The sequence below is a fragment of the Xenorhabdus poinarii G6 genome (assembly GCF_000968175.1).
In the GTDB taxonomy this organism is placed as follows: domain Bacteria; phylum Pseudomonadota; class Gammaproteobacteria; order Enterobacterales; family Enterobacteriaceae; genus Xenorhabdus; species Xenorhabdus poinarii.
In genome coordinates this window covers 1188319-1210906 of sequence record NZ_FO704551.1, presented here as the reverse complement: position 1 = coordinate 1210906, position 22588 = coordinate 1188319, and the positions used below count along the sequence as shown (strand labels likewise).

9 protein-coding genes and 1 pseudogene are annotated in these 22588 nt (G+C 49.2%); 8 read left to right on the top strand and 2 right to left on the bottom strand.

Annotated elements, in window-relative coordinates; genetic code table 11:
- Nucleotides 1-494 precede the first annotated feature (494 nt).
- On the top strand, nucleotides 495-1709 hold the full coding sequence (locus XPG1_RS05535) for a pyridoxal phosphate-dependent aminotransferase (protein ID WP_045958187.1): 1215 nt from the start codon (nucleotides 495-497) through the stop codon (nucleotides 1707-1709).
- A gap of 161 nt (nucleotides 1710-1870) precedes the next feature.
- Nucleotides 1871-2452, top strand: a complete 582-nt coding sequence (yfbR, locus tag XPG1_RS05530) for a 5'-deoxynucleotidase (protein WP_045958186.1) — start codon at nucleotides 1871-1873, stop codon at nucleotides 2450-2452.
- A 108-nt stretch (nucleotides 2453-2560) separates the two neighbouring features.
- On the opposite strand, the gene XPG1_RS05525 is transcribed toward yfbR, so the two are convergent.
- Complete coding sequence (locus XPG1_RS05525; protein WP_045960494.1) at nucleotides 2561-4390, bottom strand: SLC13 family permease; 1830 nt, start codon at nucleotides 4388-4390, stop codon at nucleotides 2561-2563.
- A 113-nt stretch (nucleotides 4391-4503) separates the two neighbouring features.
- Complete coding sequence (gene yfbV / locus XPG1_RS05520; protein WP_045958185.1) at nucleotides 4504-4959, bottom strand: terminus macrodomain insulation protein YfbV; 456 nt, start codon at nucleotides 4957-4959, stop codon at nucleotides 4504-4506.
- Between the two features lie 265 nt (nucleotides 4960-5224).
- Here yfbV and ackA point away from each other — a divergent pair, with 265 nt between their 5' ends.
- The 6 genes and pseudogenes from ackA to XPG1_RS05495 all read left to right on the top strand — a co-directional run bounded on the left by ackA (nucleotide 5225) and on the right by XPG1_RS05495 (nucleotide 22518).
- Nucleotides 5225-6427, top strand: coding sequence for an acetate kinase (gene ackA / locus XPG1_RS05515; RefSeq protein WP_045958184.1), 1203 nt, complete (start codon nucleotides 5225-5227; stop codon nucleotides 6425-6427).
- 183 nt (nucleotides 6428-6610) lie between these two features.
- Nucleotides 6611-8755, top strand: coding sequence for a phosphate acetyltransferase (pta, locus tag XPG1_RS05510; protein ID WP_045958183.1), 2145 nt, complete (start codon nucleotides 6611-6613; stop codon nucleotides 8753-8755).
- 379 nt (nucleotides 8756-9134) lie between these two features.
- Nucleotides 9135-20336 (top strand): annotated as a pseudogene (locus tag XPG1_RS05505) (non-ribosomal peptide synthetase); the annotation flags it as partial.
- A gap of 114 nt (nucleotides 20337-20450) precedes the next feature.
- Entirely contained in the window at nucleotides 20451-20612 is a 162-nt protein-coding gene (locus XPG1_RS19260) for a phosphopantetheine-binding protein (RefSeq protein ID WP_436286827.1), read from the top strand.
- Nucleotides 20613-20686: 74 nt separating this feature from the next.
- Nucleotides 20687-22009 (top strand): MFS transporter, encoded by a 1323-nt coding sequence (locus XPG1_RS05500; RefSeq protein WP_045958182.1) that lies wholly within the window; start codon nucleotides 20687-20689, stop codon nucleotides 22007-22009.
- Nucleotides 22006-22518: a DUF6817 domain-containing protein gene (locus tag XPG1_RS05495; protein WP_045958181.1), complete on the top strand. Its 513-nt coding sequence runs from the start codon at nucleotides 22006-22008 to the stop codon at nucleotides 22516-22518. The genes XPG1_RS05500 and XPG1_RS05495 overlap by 4 nt, the downstream gene beginning before the upstream one ends.
- Nucleotides 22519-22588: the final 70 nt, after the last annotated feature.

Genomic DNA, 22588 nt, shown 5'->3' with positions numbered 1-22588 from the left:
CAATGCTTAACATCACCAGATACTATTAGCATTTTTAATGAATAAACATTTCATTAAATAGATCTGAAAATGTTATGGGTCAAAACCCAGAAAAGTTGTCGAAATATCATGCGATAAAAACCTAAATAAATTTTAGGCCAACAAAGATAAATCATAAGAATACATTATACAAACCTCCTTACTTTTATTGACAAATTAAAGACTATCGGAGGCACAAACTGAAAAACAGCCGTCAAAATGTCATCTCACCCTTGAGCCGTCAACTAAAAACACGCCATTACTCGAAATTTAAAACCAACAAAACAAACAAAATTAAAACAAAACACCAACCAAAGTCGGTTTTTTAGTTGGCGTGCTTATTCATTTATTCTTAAAGCAACCGTTTTAACCAAAGACATCAGACTCTCTTCAAAATACAGACCGAGAAGAGTACATTGATCACTATACTTTTTATGCCGGTAGTATCCCATTTTGCCAAGAGGCCAAAGCACCCTATGTTTTCCATTAATAAATCCAGCAAATTAGAGAATGTCTGCTACGATATCCGGGGAAATACCCTTAAAGAAGCAAAAAGACTCGAAGAAGAAGGTAATAAGGTACTGAAATTAAATATTGGCAATCCGGCGCCATTTGGATTTGAAGCACCGGATGAAATCTTAGTTGATGTCATCCGTAACCTGCCAACGGCTCAGGGCTATTCCGATTCAAAAGGGTTGTATTCTGCGCGTAAAGCGATCATGCAGCATTACCAGGCCAGAAATATGCTGGACGTTACCGTTGAAGATATCTTTATCGGTAACGGTGTTTCCGAACTCATCGTGCAATCTATGCAGGCACTGTTAAATACCGGGGATGAAATGTTGGTGCCCGCACCTGACTACCCTCTCTGGACTGCGGCAGTCTCACTTTCTAGCGGTCAAGCTGTCCATTATCTGTGCGATGAACAACAAGGCTGGTTTCCTGATTTAGAGGATATCCGCCGTAAAATTACCCCACGTACCCGTGGCATCGTAATTATTAACCCGAATAACCCAACCGGTGCGGTATACAGCAAGGAATTATTGCTGGAAATCGTTGACATTGCCCGCCAGCATAATCTGATTATCTTTGCTGACGAGATTTATGACAAGATACTATACGATGATGCCCAACATCACTCGATCGCAGCATTAGCGCCGGATCTCTTTACCGTGACCTTTAATGGCTTGTCCAAAACGTATCGAGTTGCGGGTTTCCGCCAGGGATGGATGGTGCTGAACGGCCCAAAAAAACAGGCGAAAGATTATATTGAAGGGCTGGAAATGCTGGCCTCAATGCGCCTTTGCGCCAATGTGCCGATGCAGCACGCCATTCAAACGGCATTAGGGGGTTATCAGAGTATCAGTGAATTTATTCTCCCTGGTGGCAGGCTTTATGAGCAGCGTAATCGCGCATGGGAACTGATTAACCAAATCCCCGGCGTCTCCTGTGTGAAACCCATGGGGGCTCTCTACATGTTCCCGAAAATAGATACCAAACGTTTCAATATCCACAACGACCAAAAAATGGTCTTCGATCTTTTACTACAGGAAAAAGTGTTGCTGGTTCAAGGCACGGCATTTAACTGGCCAGAACCTGACCATGTTCGCATTGTCACATTGCCGCATGTCACTGACTTGCAAATGGCTATTGAAAAATTTGCCCGCTTTATCGGTAACTATCGCCAATAACTAGAATATCCCGATGGAAAACCTATCCCAGAAAATATGAATAAATGAATGGGATAGGTTATTAGTTGAAAATATACTGAATAAAATTCATCTCCGATCGATTTACTTCCCTTTCTACTCCGCCCACAATGAATCCTATCATTCCGCAATAAGAGAAAATTATGAGCCATTTTTTTGCCCAATTATCCCGCCTAAAATTAATTAACCGTTGGCCTCTTATGCGAAATGTGCGCACAGAAAATGTATCAGAGCACAGTTTGCAGGTTGCTTTTGTTGCACACGCACTGGCAATCATCAAAAACCGTAAATTCAATGGAAATATTAATGCCGAGCGGATCGCCTTGCTAGCAATGTATCACGATGCCAGCGAGATCATCACCGGCGATTTGCCAACACCTATTAAGTATTACAATCCACAAATTGCCCATGAATATAAGAAGATAGAGAAAATCGCCCAGCAAAAGTTACTCAATATGTTACCCACTGAACTACAGGAAGATTTTCGTTCTGTGCTGGATGAACATTACCAGACTGAAGAAGAGATCCGTCTTATCAAACAGGCTGATGCACTGTGTGCTTACTTGAAATGTCTGGAAGAAATCTCAGCGGGCAATACCGAGTTTCATCAAGCCAAAAACCGATTAGTTAAGACGCTAGCGGAACGCCGCAGCGAAGAAATGGATTACTTCATGGAAATCTTCGTACCGAGTTTCAGCCTGTCCCTCGATGAGATCAGTCTATGAGCATCACGTTAACATAACTTTAATTAAGCAATTGCAATAGTTCATCAGCGTTAATTTATTATTCCCACCAGCAGCGCCATCTCATCGGGGCGCTGCCTGACAAAAACATTAGAATGGGAAAAGTATTGGGATAATAGCCACACTGATTCCCATCACAATTAAGGTAAAAGGGATGCCAAGTTTTAGAAAATCGGCAAAGCGATAGCCACCCGGCCCAAGCACCAAAGTATTAACAGGGGATGACACGGGCGTCATAAACGCAGCGGAAGCCGCCACACCAACAATCATGGCAAAAGGCAGGGGAGAAACCGCCATTTCCTTCGCGGCGGCAATCGCAATCGGAGCCATTAACACCGCCGTCGCGGTATTGGAGATAAACAAACCAATGACGGCACACAGTACAAACAGGCACACCAACATCACCCGAGGCCCCCGACTCCCTGCAATATCCATCAATCCCCGGACAATCAGATCAATCCCGCCCGTTTTTTGCAATGCCAGCGCAAACGGCATCATGCCGACAATCAAAATCAGACTTGGCCAGTGAATGGCTCGATAAGCGCTTTCCATATCAATACAACGGAATTTGCCCATTAACAGGCAGGCAATTAACGCAGCAATAAAATTAGGGATTTCATCGGTCAGCATCATGGCCACCATCAAGGCGAGACAAAATAGAGCATGGGGTGCTTGTGACGCCGCCGGAGCCGCACTTTCCACTTCAATTGGCAGATTCAGAACAATAAAATCAGGCGTTTTTGTTTTCAACGCCCGGATCAAGCGCCAGTCGCCAATCATCAGCAACGTATCCCCCAGCAGCAAGGGTTCATCCACTAATTTCCCTTCCAGGGCTTTTCCTCCGCGACGAATGCCCACCACATTAAGCCCATAACGCGTGCGAAATTTCATCCCACGTAATGATTGCCCCAGCAAGTCAGATTCCGGGATCACGGAAACCTCAGCCATACCCACATTGCGGGATTGCCCGGAAAAATATTCGCCACGTAATATCATGGGATCTAACTGTTGCTCACGGCAAAATTCCCGCAAATCAACATCACTGTTCGACATATCCACCAGCAGGACATCCTGCGCCTGAAATTCTCTATCGCCGGTGGCAGCAACCATGACCCGACGAAATTTACGCCAACGCTCAATCCCGATCACATTGGCACTATAACGCGCACGCAATCCCGATTCATCCAATGTCTGTCCAATCAAAGGTGATCCCTGACGGATAGCGAAACGACGAGCTCGGCCGGATAATTTATAGTCGCGGATTAAGTCGCGGAATGTCCGATGATATCGTTCATCCACTACCTGGTGATTTTTCCCCCCCAGCCAGCGACGCGCTACTAACATGTAAGCAATACCCACCAGCAAGACTAAAATGCCAATCGGTGTAATGGCGAAGAAATCAAACCCCTGCAGCCCCTCACGCACCAGTTCACTATTGACGATCATATTGGGGGGCGTTGCCACTAACGTCATCATGCCACTGATTAACCCGGCAAACCCCAGCGGCATCATCAGTCGGCCCGGTGAGGTTTTCATCCTGGCGGCCACGCTCAAGACGACGGGAATAAAGATGGCCACAACGCCCGTTGAACTCATAAAAGCGCCCAACCCCGCCACCGATAACATTAACCAGACTAACATCTTCGTTTCACTGTTACCGGCGACACGAACCAACCCATCTCCCATCTGATAAGCCACCCCTGTCCTGACCAACCCTTCCCCAATCACAAACAGGGCAGCAATCAGTAACACATTGGGATCACTAAAACCGACAGTCGCTTCACTCAACGTCAGTGTGCCACTCAGAACAAATGCAACCAGTACCAGTAAAGCCACTACATCCATTCTGACTTTATTGGTCGTGAAAAGCACAATCGCTATCAATAGCAGGGTCAATACCCACAACAATTCGCTAGTCAATTCGGCACCTATCAATGATGTTTTTAAACAATGACTGATCCGCAATGCCAACCTGCCGCCGGACAGTTCAATGACAGACCCGGCCGTTATCCAATGAGTCAGTTGTCGGTGGTTTAAATATCATCCAGAAACGAGTTGTCTAATTGCTTAAAGGCTCGCTTAAGCAATTCGGCCAGGGCAAAATAAGTGGGTGGATTTTCCACCGGTGCCATCGCAATCCCTGCCTGAGCAAATTTTTCCCGAATGTCATAAAACCATTTCAGTAACCGTTCCGGTAAGGGTGTTGCCGCGCGTTTTCCCAACCACCACACCCCCTGTAACGGTAAACTACAGGCAAACAGGGCTGTCGCCATCGCCGGTCCCAATTGAGCATTCAACGCGATTTGCCAGGTTAACGTGAAAATGGCCAGGGGCGGCATAAAGCGAATACCAAAGCGCGTCGCCTTAATCACCCGATTTTCAGGAAAAACAGGTGAAAGCTGCTTGACCTGTGGCCAGATTTTCAAATATTGCTGTCCTAACTGCATCCGCTTGAGCCAACCTTGTCTGACAGGCGGTGTCGTGTTCATCATGACCTCAATCAATTAAAGGTATAGTTTTTAAAAAATACCTACAAAAGATAAAATCTTTTTTGTAGTATTAATACTATTAAGTATATTTTGTCTTTATTGCTAGCAAACGGTATCCTACACAGACTTTTATGTTGTTGCAGTAGCAAAACAAGCGTTTTGACCTTTTTTGCAGCAATGGGATTCGTATTGTTAATAAATCATATCGTTTTTTAACATTTTTCTTATTTTAAGATTAGATCACAACAAGATAATAGGTATTTCCATGTCAAGTAAGCTGGTACTGGTTCTTAATTGCGGTAGCTCCTCCCTGAAATTCGCTATCATCGACCCTGCTAATGGTGAAGAATATCTTTCTGGCTTAGCCGAATGCTTTGGCCTGCCTGAAGCGCGTATCAAATGGAAAATGGATGGTGCGAAAAACGAAGCTGCTTTAGGCGCCGGTGCCGCACACAGCGAAGCACTGAACTTCATCGTTAATACTATTCTGGCTGAAAAACCTGAACTTTCTGCCCAGATTTCAGCCATCGGTCACCGTATTGTACACGGTGGTGAGAAGTTCACCTCTTCCATGATCATTACGGATGAAGTGATTGAAGGCATTGAAGCGGCAATTCCATTTGCACCACTGCACAACCCGGCTCACTTAATCGGTATTGCAGAAGCGAAAAAAGCGTTCCCTCATCTGGTTGAGAAAAACATTGCCGTTTTTGACACCGCATTCCACCAGACGATGCCAGAAGAAGCTTACCTGTATGCACTGCCTTACAACCTGTATAAAGAACATGGCATCCGTCGTTATGGCGCACATGGTACCAGCCATTTCTATGTTTCCCGCGAAGCCGCTAAAATGCTGGACAAACCGGTTGAAGAACTGAATGTTATCACCTGCCATTTGGGCAATGGAGGCTCTGTTTCTGCCATTGTTAACGGTCAGTGTGTTGATACCTCTATGGGTCTGACGCCACTGGAAGGTCTGGTGATGGGAACACGTAGTGGTGACATCGATCCTGCTATCGTATTCCACCTGCACGACGCAATGGGCATGACCATCGATCAAATTAACACCCTGCTGACCAAAGAATCTGGCTTCCAGGGTCTGACCGAAGTCACCAGCGATTGCCGTTACGTAGAAGATAACTACACAACCAAAGCGGACGCAAAACGTGCGATGGATGTTTACTGCCACCGCCTGGCTAAATACATCGGCGCCTACAGCGCACTGATGGAAGGCCGTCTGGACGCAATTATCTTCACCGGTGGTATCGGTGAAAACTCCGCTCTGGTTCGTGAGCTGACCATGAAGAAAGTCGCCCTGTTAGGCTTTGAATATGATCACGAACGTAACCTGGCTGCCCGTTTCGGCAAATCAGGCGTTATCACTACCGATAACAGCCGTCCTGCTCTGGTTATTCCAACCAATGAAGAATTGGTCATTGCTCAGGATTCAGCTCGCCTGACAGCTTAAGCGATATCATTTTCAGGAACCGCCAGTATGTCTGGCGGTTCTGTATCCATGAGCACATTCCATCCTAGTTCCTGAATCAAGATTGCGTTAGCTCATGGTTGATATTTGTCTATTCATATAGCATTAAATCTATCACACAGAGTCACATTTATTGACTGACAAGCAACCGTTAAAGAGGTTTCCGTGTCCCGTACAATTATGTTAATCCCGACTGGCACCAGCGTTGGCCTGACCAGTGTCAGTTTGGGTGTTATCCGCTCTATGGAGCAGAAAGGCGTTCGTTTAAGCGTTTTCAAACCTATCGCACAACCACGCCATACTGGTTCTCAGGATCAAACCACATCCATTATTCGTTCACACTCCAGCATCCATGCTGCCGAGCCGCTGGCTATGGCGCATGTGGAATTACTGCTGACCACCAACAAAAAAGATGTGTTGATGGAAGAGATCGTGGCACGTTACCACGAAAATACTCAGGATGCCGAAGTCGTTCTGATTGAAGGTCTGGTGCCGACTCGCAAACATCCGTTTGCTCAATCCCTGAACTATGAAATTGCGAAGACACTGAACGCAGAGATCGTGTTCGTCACTGCATTGGGGACTAACAGCCCAGAACAGTTAAAAGAGCGGATTGAACTGATCCGTGCTGAATACGGTGGCATTAAAAACCAGAATATCATCGGTGTTATTGTCAACAAACTGAATGCCCCCGTTGATGATCAAGGCCGCACCCGCCCGGATTTGTCTGAAATTTTTGACGAGTCCAGCAAAGCAACGGTTGCCCACATCGATCCGAAAACCATCTTCAAAAACAGTCCTCTGCCTGTTCTCGGCTGTATTCCATGGAGTTTCGATCTGATCGCAACCCGTGCGATTGATATGGCGAAACACCTGAAAGCCGACATCATCAATAAAGGGGCTATCGAAAGCCGTCGTATTAAGTCCGTCACGTTCTGTGCGCGAAGCATTCCTAACATGCTGGAATATTTCCGTCCAGGCTCGCTGTTGGTGACGTCCGCTGACCGTCCAGATGTCCTGATCACGGCTTGTCTGGCGGCCATGAATGGTATTGAAGTTGGTGCTGTCTTGCTGACCGGGGGTTACTCCATTGATGAGTCTATCCGTGAATTGTGTGAGCGTGCATTCAACACTGGCCTGCCGGTTTTCACCGTGAAAACCAATACCTGGCAGACCTCCCTGAACCTGCAAAGTTTCAGCCTGGAAGTGCCGGTCGATGACCACGAACGTATTGAAAAATTACAAAACTACGTTGCACAACACATCAGCAGCGAGTGGATCGATTCTTTGGCGGCAACCTCGGTGCGTCCAAATCGCTTGTCTCCACCGGCATTCCGCTACCAGCTCACTGAACTGGCTCGCCAGGCCGGTAAGCGTATCGTTCTGCCAGAAGGTGACGAACCCCGTACCGTTAAAGCCGCAGCGATCTGTGCTGAGCGTGGTATTGCAGAATGTATCCTGTTGGGTGATCCAGAAGAAATCCGCCGTGTGGCGGCCGCGCAGGGCGTTGAACTGGGCGCAGGCATTGAGATCGTGAATCCGGCCACAGTACGTGAACGTTATGTTCCACGTCTGGTTGAACTGCGTAAAAACAAAGGCATGACTGAAGTCGTTGCCCGCGAACAACTGGAAGATAACGTTGTGCTGGGCACACTGATGCTGGAGCAAAACGAAGTTGACGGTCTGGTTTCCGGTGCAGTTCACACCACTGCGAACACCATTCGTCCGCCATTGCAGTTAATTAAAACCGCACCGAACAGCTCGCTGGTTTCTTCTGTCTTCTTTATGTTACTGCCAGAGCAAGTGTTGGTTTACGGTGACTGCGCCATCAACCCCGATCCAACCGCAGAACAACTGTCTGAAATCGCCATTCAGTCAGCTGATTCTGCCAAAGCGTTTGGTATCGAGCCTCGCGTTGCGATGATCTCCTACTCCACCGGTAACTCTGGTGCCGGCAGCGATGTTGAGAAAGTGCGTGAAGCCACGCGTCTGGCACAGGAAAAACGCCCGGATCTGATCATCGACGGCCCATTGCAGTACGACGCCGCGATCATGGCTGATGTCGCAAAATCCAAAGCGCCGAATTCACCCGTGGCAGGCCAGGCGACCGTGTTCATCTTCCCTGATCTGAACACCGGTAACACCACTTATAAAGCGGTACAGCGCTCTGCGGATCTGGTTTCCATTGGGCCAATGCTGCAAGGGATGCGTAAACCCGTTAATGACCTGTCCCGTGGTGCTTTAGTTGACGATATCGTGTATACCGTTGCACTCACCGCAATTCAGGCAACGCAGCAAGAAAACGCCTAACTTTCTGGCGAGATAAAATGCCGCCATGCTGTTAGCATGGCGGCTTCTCTTCTTTGACACTTCCGTTTTCCATCATCCCTTCTCATTTGGTTCTCCTTTCGTTGCAAAGTATCAGGCTGTCACCTCACCTCGACGCTTACACCACATTTTCCTTATAACAACAATTTTCCTTATAACAACAAAAAGTATCGACATTACGTAACAACTTAGTTAATTTAACCTAAAATACTTGTTTAATGATGATTATTTAGTCGAAAACACTTGTTTACCTCTGTATATCCAGAGCATTGTTTGCCCTAACTTCAGGTTAATTAAAGACAATTAAGTATCTTCTTTTCTAACAAATGGATCAGCTGAAATCTGAACTATTAAAAAGGATATGAGTATGTCACACAGCCAAAATAATGCCTTAAACACCTCCTCAGCCGTTGATCATCACCATGCTTCCCTTAATGCACACCCCCTTAGCTCCCGCCAGCAGGCCATCTGGTTCGAGCAGGCTATTCATCCCGATTCGCCTAACTACAACATCGGCTTTTTTATCCGCATTGAAGGAAAATTGGATGAGGCGTTGTTCACCCGTGCCTTTGAAGCCATTGTTTATCGCCATGATACACTGCGGTTACAGCTCACCAACACGCACACATTGTCCCTGCAAACAGTGACTGACACCCTGCCAGCATCCGTCGTCATACATGATTTTTCACCATATTCAGACGCTGAAGCCCGGGCCAAACAACATATTGATGCCATGTTTGTGCGTCTGTTCCACCTAAACGGGACACTGTGGCGTTCCGAATTGTTACGGGTGAGTCAGACATGTCGGTACTGGCAATTTTGCTGCCATCATTTGATCAATGATGGTTCCGGTCTGTTCCTGCTCCTTAACGATGTTATCGATAGCTATAATCGTTTGGTAAAAGGTGAACCGCTGAACCGTGATGCTGCGCCCTCCTATCTGGATTTTATCGAGGATGACCGCACCTATCTGGCATCTCAAGACTACGCAAACGATATGCAATTCTGGCTGAAACGTTATGAAAACCTGCCACCGCCCTTGCTTTCGCCTGCTCATGCCAACAAGAGCGCAAGCCAGGGGCAAGCCAAACCTGTTTTTTGGTCAATCGACCAAGCTCTTTTTCAACGTATCAAAAAAACCGTAGCTGGCCAGGGTCTACCTCTCCTGCATTTCATGTATGCGGTTCTCGCTTGCTATTTCATGCGGACAACCGATGCGAATGAAATTGTCATCGGCGTGCCCGTACACAACCGTAAAAATGCCCGACAAAAACGCACGGTCGGGATGTTCGCGTCCGTGATCCCGATTGGCGTAACCCTTTCACCAACGGACACATTCCGTGATGTAATGCATAAAGCCGCTACCGAGTTCAGTCGCAGCCATAAGCACCACCGCTGCCCGGTTGCAGAAATCAATCGACAAACACACATCAAACAGAAAACGGGGCGCCCGGAATTATTTGACATTTCATTATCACTTGAACCTTTTAAGGCTGATCTGCATGTCGAAGATGAAGAGACTCATATCAACTTCTTTACACTCTACCGGGGTATGCCACCCTATCCCCTGTCAGTCTCTGTCAGGCAGCACAAACTCTATTTTGGCGATGACGATGATGATAACGATCCGCCCATCACGATTGAATTCCATTACTCCGCGGATTACCTGAGCACCGCAGAGATCGTGGCTCTCCAATCCCGCCTTGCCGTATTACTCGATGCCGCCCTCACCTCGCTGGATACACCAATCGTCAATTTACCCCTGTTGCCCGAAGCTGAACGTCAACAAATATTGGTGGATTTCAATACCACTCAAGCCGATTTCCCACAAAATACACTGATTCATCAACAGTTCGAAGCACAGGTACAACGTCATCCCGATGCCATTGCCGTCGTCTTTGAAGATCAATCCCTGAGTTATGATGCGCTGAACCGTCATGCCAATCGTCTGGCTCATTATTTGATTGAATTGGGTGTCCGGCCGGATGATCGGGTGGCCGTTTGTGTTGAACGTGGTCTGGATATGGTGGTCAGTTTATTCGGTATCCTAAAGGCCGGCGGAGCTTATGTGCCACTCGATCCGGCTTACCCCACCGAACGGCTAACGTATATGCTCACTGATTCAGCGCCCATTGCACTGATCACGCAGGCGGCCATCATGGAGACACTCGGCAGTCACCTGCCCGTGATAGCTACCGTCATTGTGGATACCCAAAAATGGTCGGAAACCCGAACCCACTCCGTGTTGCATAAACAGTCGGAAGAAAACCCGGCTATTCAAGCGCGGGGGCTGACCGCTCGCCATCTGGCTTATGTCATTTATACCTCTGGCTCTACCGGGCAACCCAAGGGGGTCATGATTGAACATCGCGGCTTATGCAATTTGATCACGACGCAGCAAAACACACTGTCACTCACACCAGACAGCCGCATCTTGCAGTTCGCTTCGAACAGTTTCGATGCCTGTATTTGGGAATGCTGTATGGCCTTGCGGGTAGGCGCCCGCCTCTATCTTGCCAAACGTGCCCATCTCCTGCCTGGTGCGGCGCTCTCCAGCTACTTAGCAATCAACCGCATTACCCACGTCATTCTGCCACCCACAGTTTTGGCCGCTGTTGATTCTCTACCCGACACGCTCCAGACCTTACTTGTCGGCGGTGAGGCTTGTCCGCCGACCCTGACCAAACGCTGGGCACAGGGACGACACATGATCAATGCTTACGGACCGACGGAAACGACGATCTGCGCCACCCTCGGCCGGTGTGATAGCCAGGAAGACAATGCGCCACCCATTGGTCGCCCTATCGCCAATACCCAAATCTATCTTCTGGATGCCAACGGTCAGCCTGTCCCGATGGGTATGACCGGCGAAATCTATGTAGCCGGTGTCAGCGTTGCCCGCGGCTACCTCAACCGGCCCGAACTTACCGCCGAGCGCTTTCTTGCTAATCCATTCTCCTCCGATCCGGACGCCCGGATGTACAAAACCGGCGATCTGGGGCGCTGGTTGCCTAATGGCACGATTGAATATCTCGGTCGCAACGATTTTCAGGTCAAACTACGCGGTTTTCGGATTGAATTGAGTGAAATTGAGGCTCAACTCGGGCAATGCCACGGCGTCCGCGAAGCCGTGGTACTGGTTCGCGAAGATAAAGATAACCAGAAACAGCTGGTGGCTTATCTGCTGGCTGAGCCGAATAGCACACTGGTGCCAGCGGAATTACGCCAACAGCTCACCCAGTATCTTCCCGACTATATGCTGCCCGGCGCGTTCGTCACACTCGACGCTTTCCCGCTGACCCCCAATGGCAAACTCGACCGTCAGGCTCTGCCGACACCGGATCAGACGGCCGTCGTTATGCGCAGTTACGCCGCCTCAGTGGGAGAAGCAGAAATCACGCTGGCGCAAACCTGGCAAACCTTGCTGGGAATAGCACGTATTGGCCGCCACGACCACTTTTTCGAGTTGGGCGGGCATTCACTGATCGCGGTCAGCCTGATTGAAAGGCTGCACGATCTGGGTTGGATGCTGAATATCCATACGGTATTCGCCACCCCCGAGCTGGGCGAAATGGCGAAAGCGATGCGGTGGGTTCAGAGTGAAACTCGCCAGAACCAGACGACCGCGTTCACCGTGCCACCCAATCTTATTCCTGACGGCTGCGTCGCCATTACCCCGGAGATGTTAACTCTGGTCACCCTGACGCAAAATGAGATTGATACTCTTGCCGCTACCATTCCCGGAGGTGTCGCCAATATTCAGGATATCTACCCACTCGCGCCACTACAGGAAGGTATTCTGTTCCATTATTTGTTGCAAACACAGGGGGATACTTATTTATTACGCAACCTGCTGGCTTTCGACACCCGTGAACGCCTTGATGCTTTTCTGACCGCCTTACAACAGGTGATTGACCGCCACGATATTCTGCGTACCGCCATTTGCTGGCGGGGATTATCACAACCCGTGCAAGTCGTCTGGCGGCAGGCATCCCTGCGCGTTAACACCTTGATACCGGACAACGAACAAGACGTTCCGTCCCAATTATTGGCACACACCGATCCGAACCAGCGCCGCCTCGATGTGAATCAGGCGCCACTCTTCTCTGCCGACATTGCCTACCATGCACATCAGGGGGAGTGGCTGCTGGCCTTATGTTTCCACCATCTGGTCAGTGACCATATGACACTGGAACTGATCATTGATGAGATTAACGCGCGGTTACCGGATCATCTCAAAAACCCGCATGTTAGAAACAAGCGCTCTGATAACTTGCCCCCGGCATTGCCTTACCGCCATTTTGTCGCCCAATCCCTGCGTATACCCGCTTCCCACCATGAAACGTACTTCCGTGAAGTCCTTGCCGATATTGATGCGCCCACGGCACCGTTTGGCGTACTGGATGTCCACCGCGGGGACAGACAGATCACCGAGTCCACTCAGTCACTTGACACCGCGCTGGCCAGCACGATCCGAATGCAAGCCCGCCGGCAGGGAGTCAGCCCCGGCGTGCTGTTTCATGTCGCATGGGCACTGGTACTGGCACACACCAGCGGACGGAATGATGTGGTTTTCGGCACGGTTTTGCTGGGAAGAATGCAAGAGAGTATCGGCATCAAGCGAGTTCTGGGGCTGTTTATCAACACCCTGCCCGTGCGAATCCGGCTTGCGGAGAACAGCGTACAAGAAACGGTACAAGCCGCTTACCGCAGCCTAATGGGATTACTGGAACACGAACAAGCGCCACTGGCACTGGCACAGCGCTGTAGCGGAGTGATCCCCCCCTTACCGCTCTTCAGCGCTCTGCTCAACTATCGCCATAGCCAACCGGATTTAGTCCGTACCATATCAGAAGGAATACGTCTGTTGGCGGTACAGGAGAGAACCAACTATCCTCTCACCTTATCCGTGGATGATTGGGGTGAAGGCTTCAATTTGGTTGTCCAGACCGTATCAGGCATCGAGCCGACCCGTTTGATCACCTATATGACGACCGCGCTAACGGGGCTGGTTGACGCATTAGATACGGCTCCCCAAAAACCGATCTTGCACATCCCCATTCTGCCTGCGACTGAACGGCAACAATTGTTGGTCGATTTCAACGCCACTCAAGCCGATTTCCCACAGGATGCGTTAATTCATCAACTGTTCGAAGCGCAGGTACAACGCACACCGGATGCCATTGCCGTTGTCTTTGAAGAGCACTCCCTGAGTTATGACATGCTGAACCGTTGTGCCAATCGTCTGGCTCATCATCTGATGACACTGGGTGTGCGCCCGGATGATCGGGTGGCGATTTGTACCGAACGTCATCTGGCTATGGTGGTCGGTTTATTCGGGATTCTGAAAGCCGGGGGCGCCTACGTGCCGCTCGATCCGGCTTACCCCAGCGAACGGTTAGCCTATATGCTTGCCGACGCGGCACCGAAAGTCATCCTGACCCAAACGGCGCTGATCACGCTGATAGAACAATTCACCTGTTCTGTGCCCACCGTGATACTCGACAATCTCACCCTATCCCCTGAAAGCCTATCCTGCGAAAATCCAGATGCGCAGGCACAGCACCTGACATCACGCCACCTGGCCTATGTGATCTACACCTCAGGTTCGACTGGACAGCCGAAAGGTGTGGCAATTGAACATCGCAATACCGTGAATTTCCTGACCTGGACACAGCAGGCTTTCAGCTCTGAAGCATTGGCGCATTCGCTTTTCTCGACCTCCCTGAATTTTGACTTGGCCGTGTACGAATGTTTTGCGCCACTCATTTCGGGTGGCACAGTCCATCTTGTGCCTAATATCCTTACACTGACCACCACAAAACAGGCAATCAGCCTGATCAATACCGTGCCATCAGCTATCGCCCATGTGATCGACACCAACACAATCCCTGCGACAGCCCACACCATCAATCTGGCGGGTGAAGCGTTGAAACCCCATGTGGTTGAGCCATTGCTCGCCCACTCTTTTGTACAAAATGTGCATAATATGTACGGCCCTTCGGAGACAACGACCTATTCAACCTGGGCACAAATGAACCGGACAACAGGCTTTGTTGCGCATATTGGACGCCCCATCGCCAATACCCAAGTCTATGTCCTCGACACCAACGGTCAGCCTGCCCCACTTGGGGTGATGGGGGAAATCTATATCGCCGGCGCCGGCGTTGCCCGCGGCTATCTCAACCATTCTGAACTCACCGCCGAACGCTTTCTCACTAATCCGTTCTCCTGCGATCCCGACGCCCGGATGTACAAAACCGGTGACTTAGGACGCTGGTTGCCCGACGGCAATATTGAATATCTCGGTCGCAACGATTTTCAGGTCAAGTTACGCGGCTTTCGGATTGAACTGAGTGAAATTGAGGCTCAACTCGGACAATGCCACGGTGTCCGCGAAGCCGTGGTACTGGCTCGCGAAGATAAAGATAACCAGAAACACCTGGTGGCTTATCTGCTGGCTGAACCGAATGAGACACTGAAACCAGCGGAATTACGCCGACAGCTCGCACAATATCTTCCTGACTATATGCTGCCCGCCGCCTTTGTGACACTGGATGCCTTCCCGCTGACACCGAACGGCAAACTCAACCGCCAGGCATTGCCCGCGCCGGATCAGTCTGCCATTGCCACTCGCGGCTATGAAGCGCCGATCAATGACACGGAAAGGGCACTGGCCGAGATCTGGCAGACGTTATTGGGGCTGGAAAACGTGGGGCGGCATGACCATTTCTTTGAGCTTGGCGGCCATTCGCTACTTGCAGTTCAACTTACCGCGCGGATACGGCAAAAGCTGGCGCTGGATCTGCCTTTATCTCAACTCTTTACCTACCCTGTCCTCGCCGATTTAGCTGACGTACTCACCGACGCGCCCGTGGTCACGCAAACGATCATCCCCACTGCCGATCGCCACCAGCCACTACCGCTCTCTTTCGCTCAGCAGCGCCTGTGGTTTCTCGCCCGACTCGATCCCGCTGCTAATCTGGCCTACCATATTCCGGCCGCCCTGCGCCTCAGCGGACAGCTCAATCATGCCGCGTTTACGGCCGCACTTGATCGCCTCGTCGCCCGGCATGAAAGCCTGCGCACCCGTTTTGTTCTGGTGCATGAACAGCCCTGCCAGCACATCGACGCCGAGGATATCGGCTTTGCCCTGACTTATCAGGATCTGCGCGGGTTAGACGAAACTTCACGCTCAATCCGCCTTGACGAACAACGGGAATTCGAAATACGCACCCCGTTTAATTTCACTCATGAACCGCTGATCCGGGGTCAATTGCTGCAACTGACGGACGAAGAACATGTGTTTCTCCTCACCCAACACCACATGATTTCCGATGGCTGGTCGGTAGGGGTGTTGCTTCATGAACTGAGCGTATACTACCGCGCCGCACTAGGAGAACAGGAGCCTCCTCTGCCCTCCCTGCCGATTCAGTATGCCGACTATGCCCTCTGGCAACAGAAACGGCTACAAGGAGAATACCTCACCGCACAACAGCATTTCTGGCAAGCGCAGCTTCAAGGCGCACCAACACTGCTCGCGCTCCCCACCGACCGACCACGCCCACCCGCGTTGAGTTACTCAGGCAGCTATGTGCCCGTCCACTTAGCAACGGACGTCTTGATTGCCCTCAAAGCACTGGGACAGCGTCAGGGCACAACGTTATTTATGTCCCTGCTGGCAGCCTGGAGTATTGTGCTTGCCCGCCTGAGTGGTCAGGACGATATTGTCATCGGCACCCCGGTGTCTAACCGCCCGCGCAGTGAACTGGAGGGATTAATCGGCTTTTTCGTCAATACCTTACCCTTACGTATCGAACTGGACAATGGTATCACTGTAGCAGAATTGCTCGCCCACGTTCGTGAACGGGCGCTGGCGGCCTATGCACATCAAGATCTGCCTTTTGAGCAATTGGTGGAAGTGCTGCAACCTGACCGCAGCCTGAGTTACAGCCCGATCTTTCAGACCATGCTGGCGCTGAACAATACCCCCACTCAATCGCTGGAATTACCCGGTTTGTCCGTAACATTCATTGAACCACTGCGCCACAACGCACACTTTGATCTGACGCTATCCCTCCATGAAACAGAAGATACACTCAGTGGTCAGCTAGAATATGCTTCGGATTTGTTCGATCGGGCGACGGTTGAACGTATCGTGGGCTATCTCACTCAAGTACTGACAGCCATGACAACCGATGAAACGCAGGCCATTGTCCATCTACCGATGTTATCCGTTGCAGAGCGTCAGCAGTTGCTGGTTGATTTCAATCCCCCCACCTTCCAAACCGGGCAGACGGATTTCCCGCCAGCGGCGTTCATCCACGAATGTTTTGAACAGCAAGTGCAACGCACGCCGGATGCCACTGCCGTGGTCTTTGCAGGTCAATCGCTGAGTTACCGCGCGTTGAACTGTCACGCTAATCAACTGGCACACCATCTGATAGCGTTTGGCGTGCGTCCTGATGATCGGGTGGCGATTTGTGTTGAACGGGGTCTGGACATGATCATCGGCTTGTTCGGGATCTTAAAAGCCGGGGCCGGTTATATCCCGCTCGATCCAGACTATCCCGATGAACGACTGATCTACCAATTGTCGGACAGCCAACCTGTCATCTTACTGACTCAGCAACATTTACAGACTCGCTTATCCATCCAAGATCGGCCTGTCTGGTTGTTGGACGATCTCGTTCATCAACAACAGGTGGCGAAACAGCCGGTGCATAATCCTGACAGCAGACAAATCGGCCTTAAGCCACACCATTTGGCCTATATCATTTACACTTCCGGTTCAACCGGACACCCAAAAGGGGTCATGCTGGAACACCATAATGTCGTGAGTCTTATTCATGCTCAACGTCAGGTCAGTAACCCCCGCCAAGGGGATCGGATTTTGCAATTCGTGACCGTCGCGTTTGATATTTCGGTATCCGATATTTTCCCTACCCTTGCCTCCGGCGCGACACTGATCCTGCGTCCACCCCATATCAAAGTACCGGATAACACTTTTGTCGATTTTTTGCGGGAACAAAAGATGACGATCATCAATATCCCGACCGCCTTCTGGCATCATTGGGTGCAGGCGATGATAGCCGGTCAAAGTGGTTTCAGCCCCTATCTGCACACGGTCATCGTTGGGGGTGATAAAGTCGAGCCGCGCTATTTAACAGACTGGCTATCGTGCCCCGCGACACAATCCTGCCGTTGGATCAACGCCTATGGCCCGACTGAGATCACGGTCACCGCAACGACACTGAGGATCGAGAATAAACAACGCCCGCATATCACCAACACCATCCCCATTGGTCGCCCGCTGGCCAATACCCGTATCTATATTTTGGATGCCTTCAACCAACCCGTTCCTGTTGGCGTGAGCGGAGAAATCCATATCGGCGGGATGGGGGTCGCCCGTGGTTATTCGAATCAGCCAGCACTGACAGCGCAGAAATTTGTTGCCGATCCATTCAGCGATCACCCTAACGCCCGCATGTATAAAACCGGCGATCTGGGGCGCTGGCGACCTGATGGCAATATCGACTATCTGGGTCGTAATGATTTTCAGATCAAGATACGTGGTTTCCGCATCGAACTGGGCGAAATCGAAGCCCGGTTGTTACAGTGCCACGGTGTGCGTGAGGCTATCGTCGTTCCCCATGAAGGTCTGAGTCGTCAGGCTATACCGGGTGACAAGCGCCTTGTGGCTTATCTGCTCGCCGAACCGCATGCAAAACTGATACCCGCGGAACTGCGCCAGCAGCTCGCACAACATCTTGCCGATTATATGCTGCCCAGCGCCTTTGTCACACTCGACGCTTTCCCATTAGCACCCAATGGCAAGCTCGATCGCCAGGCATTGCCAATGCCGGATCAGTCTGCAATTGTCACCCACACTTATGCCGCCCCCGTCGGCGAGATGGAGATAGCACTGGCCAAGATCTGGCAAGCGTTATTAGGGCTGGAAAAAGTGGGGCGTTATGACCATTTCTTCGAGCTTGGTGGTCACTCGCTGATGGTTGTCAACCTGATTGAACGGTTGCGCGGCCAAAATTGGCAACTGGATATCCGTACTGTATTTGCCACCCCCGTGCTTACCGAAATGGCGAAAGCAATGCGAGCCGTCGGGGATAATACAACCACATTCACCGCTCCCCCCAATCTTATCCCTGAGGGATGTAGCGCCATCACCCCTGATATGTTGCCACTGGTTTCCCTGACGCAACGCGAGATTGATACCATCGCTGCAACCCTGCCCGATGGGATGGCGAATATTCAGGATATCTACCCGCTCGCACCATTGCAGGAAGGGATGCTGTTCCATCACCTGTTGCAAACACAAGGGGATATTTATCTGTTACACATCCAGCTGGCTTTCAACACCCGCGAACGTCTTGATGCCTTTCTGACGGCTTTACAACACGTCATCGACCGCCACGATATTCTGCGAACGGCCATCTGTTGGCAGGCACTACCCCAACCTGTGCAAGTTGTCTGGCGGCAAGCCCCCCTGCGCATCAACACTTTTGAGCCTGATAGCAGCAAAGATATTCCGTCTCAGTGGTTCGCGCAGATCGATCCGTACCGACACCGTCTTGATATCAGTCAGGCTCCGCTCATCGCCGCCGATATCACCTATAACCCACAGGATGGGGAGTGGTTACTGGCGCTATGTTGCCATCACATACTCAATGATCATCTGTCGCTGGAACTTATCATCACTGAAATCAACGCTCTGCTGCACCATCGGGCTGAGCACTTGCCCCCTGCACTGCCTTACCGTCACTTTATCGCCCAGTCTCTGAAGGTGCCGGCATCGGAGCATGAGGACTATTTCCGGCAGATGCTCGCCGACGTGGATGCACCGACGGCGCCTTTTGGGATACTGGATGTCTACAGTGGAGATCGAGCTGTGACAGAAACCACCAGACTACTGAAGCCCGCACTGGCCCGATCTATCCGCACTCAGGCGCGCCGTCAAGGTGTTAGCCCCGGGGTACTGTTTCATGTCGCGTGGGCGCAGGTACTGGCAAAAGTCAGCCAGCGGGATGATGTGGTCTTCGGAACAATTCTGCTGGGGCGTATGCAGGGGAATGCCGATATTGAACGGACACCGGGTCTGTTTATCAATACCCTGCCTGTACGACTTCAACTTGCGGGGCATAGCGTACAGGCAACCGTGCAAGCGGCTTACCACACGTTGACACGGTTGTTAGAGCATGAGCTGGCACCGCTGGCACTGGCACAAGGCTGTAGTGGTGTCACTCCGCCTCTGCCGCTCTTTTCCGCCCTGCTCAACTATCGTCATAGCCAACCAGAGGTAAACCTCATTACCTGGGAAGGCATCCGATTGATTAGCGCATGGGAAAGAACTAACTATCCCCTTTATCTGGCCGTAGATGATTTGGGTAAAGGCTTCCGATTAGCGGTTCAGAGCGTGTCGGGCATCGATCCGGATTGCTTGATCGCGTCGATGATCACCGCGTTGACAGGTCTAGTGAACACGTTGGAAACCGAGCCGCATCTGCCCATCGTTGATATTCCCATTCAACCTGCCGATAGGTATCAGGCTCAGCCCACACCTGACCTGTCTGCGGTTGTTACACTTCCTTATGAAGCCCCCATCGGTGACATAGAAACGGCACTGGCTCAAATCTGGCAGGCATTGTTGAAACAGGAACAGGTGGGACGTCATGATCATTTCTTCGGGTTGGGGGGGAATTCACTGATAGCGATACAACTGCTGGCTCGTCTGCGTGAGCAAAATCGGGAAATTCCGTTGGCGGCATTATTCTCTCACCCAACCTTGTGTGAACTGGCGTTGATCGTAAGGAATACCGTGTAATCGAATGGTAACACATTAAAAATATTTTGATTGTTTGGCGGGATAAACGGGATAATAAAGGACAAGGTGATAATATGGAATTTAAATTAAAAAATAATATTTATCCCGTTATCCCGTTATCCCGTTATCCCGTAAAAATTGATGTCAGGAATAAACAATCAATGACAAGTGATTTCTTGAAAGTCCGTTATTCTGAAGCCCTTTATACATTATCATCACGGATTCTTATTTCTATCGTTACATTATATTTTTTGAGTCACGATAACATAGGGTTGTCATCGTATTTCCTTTTTTCTTATTTTGTATCAAGAAGTTCATTTGGGATTTTCCTCGCGCATAAATTTGAAAAAAAAGAAAAAAAGAAAACACTGATGGGATTGATAGCATTGTTTATCAGTATATCATTGTCAGCGATATTGATATCCTCAATAAATATAACTGTTTTTTCCTACATTTTAATTGCTATTGGTGTAGGCTTTACTGATTCATTCTTCATCTCTGTTGTCAATGCTTTTATTCCATCAATTGTCGATCATAAAATGATGGCGGCGTCCTTCAGACTGACTTTTTTAATTCAGGCATCAAATAATTTATTTGGCATTGCGCTTGGAATAGCGGGATATCAATTCATCGGCATTATCAATATGATGTGGGTGATAACAGGAGCCTCTTTTATTGTGGTCATTATCCTTTTCTCCTTGAAAAATAAAGGATGCTATATTTACTCAGGTAAAGATCCCGTCAGTGATAATATCAAAAAAACAATAAAAATATTTATGAGATATCGTTTTGAACCCTATTGGGCATTGGCCTCTTTGCTTATCAATATGTCGCTGACGCCCTTTTCTTCTCTTATCATCCCCTATTTTGTTGTCAACGTGGACGGAGGTAAGCCTATCATCATTGGTGCCATAGAAGGATGTGCGGCGGCAGGCGCGATTTTTTCATCTTGCTATTTTCAGAAAAAAGCGGAACTCATGATTGGTAAAGCCCGGAGTGTCATACTTTCTTTCAGCATTCTAGGGGGGTGTTTCTTATTATTATCTTTTGTTCATCATGTTGTTATTTGGTGTATTTTGGCATTTTTAATGGGTACAGTCATCATCATGAATAATGTTTGTATCGAAGCTTCCCGTGCTATTGCCATTCCTGAGAAAAACCGTGTCAAAGTTCAGTCCATGCACAATGCCTGTATTGTTATTGGCAACCCGCTCGGTTTACTGATCACCCCATTTTTGATAACACACTATGGCTATCCCATTGCATTAATGGATTATTCATTAATCGTTATACTTGTTGCTATTTTTATACGGTTTATTCCTCTTTTTAATGAGCTATTAGCAAAAAACCCGGAAGACGTTGTTAATTTATATGAAATAAAATACGGTGATTTATGAATCTATTATCACAGATTGCGCTTTCTTATGAAATTGACAAAAGTAAAATTTATGGCAGGCACCATTCTGCTCATCTTATTCAAACCGCAGGATTATTAAGGAAACATGGATGCCGGAAAGAGGTCATCGCTGCCGGGCTTATTCACTCTATTTACGATAGTAATAGTATCTATCAAAATAATGGTGTACCGATTACGGATAGAAAAAACATCATTGATATCACAAACAAAGAGATTGAAGAATTAGCTTATTATTATTCATTGGCACACGTTCTTGAAGATTATAATCACCTCGTTTCTACTATTTTCCCTAAACGGTTAATCGGTGACCTCGCTGATATTCTTGTTTGCGATATTATTGAACAAATCATATGGTGTGTTGATGAAAAAAAAATCTTTACGTATCAGGACGCTTATGAACACCTCCATAAACTTTCTCCGGTAATATCCTATTGCAGAGAGAGCATTAAAGTAGATTATTACCACTATTTACAAACATCACTATCATAACGCATAACGCAATATAACAGTATCAATGGTTCAAAAATATGGTCATTTTTAGACATCTTTGATAGGCGGA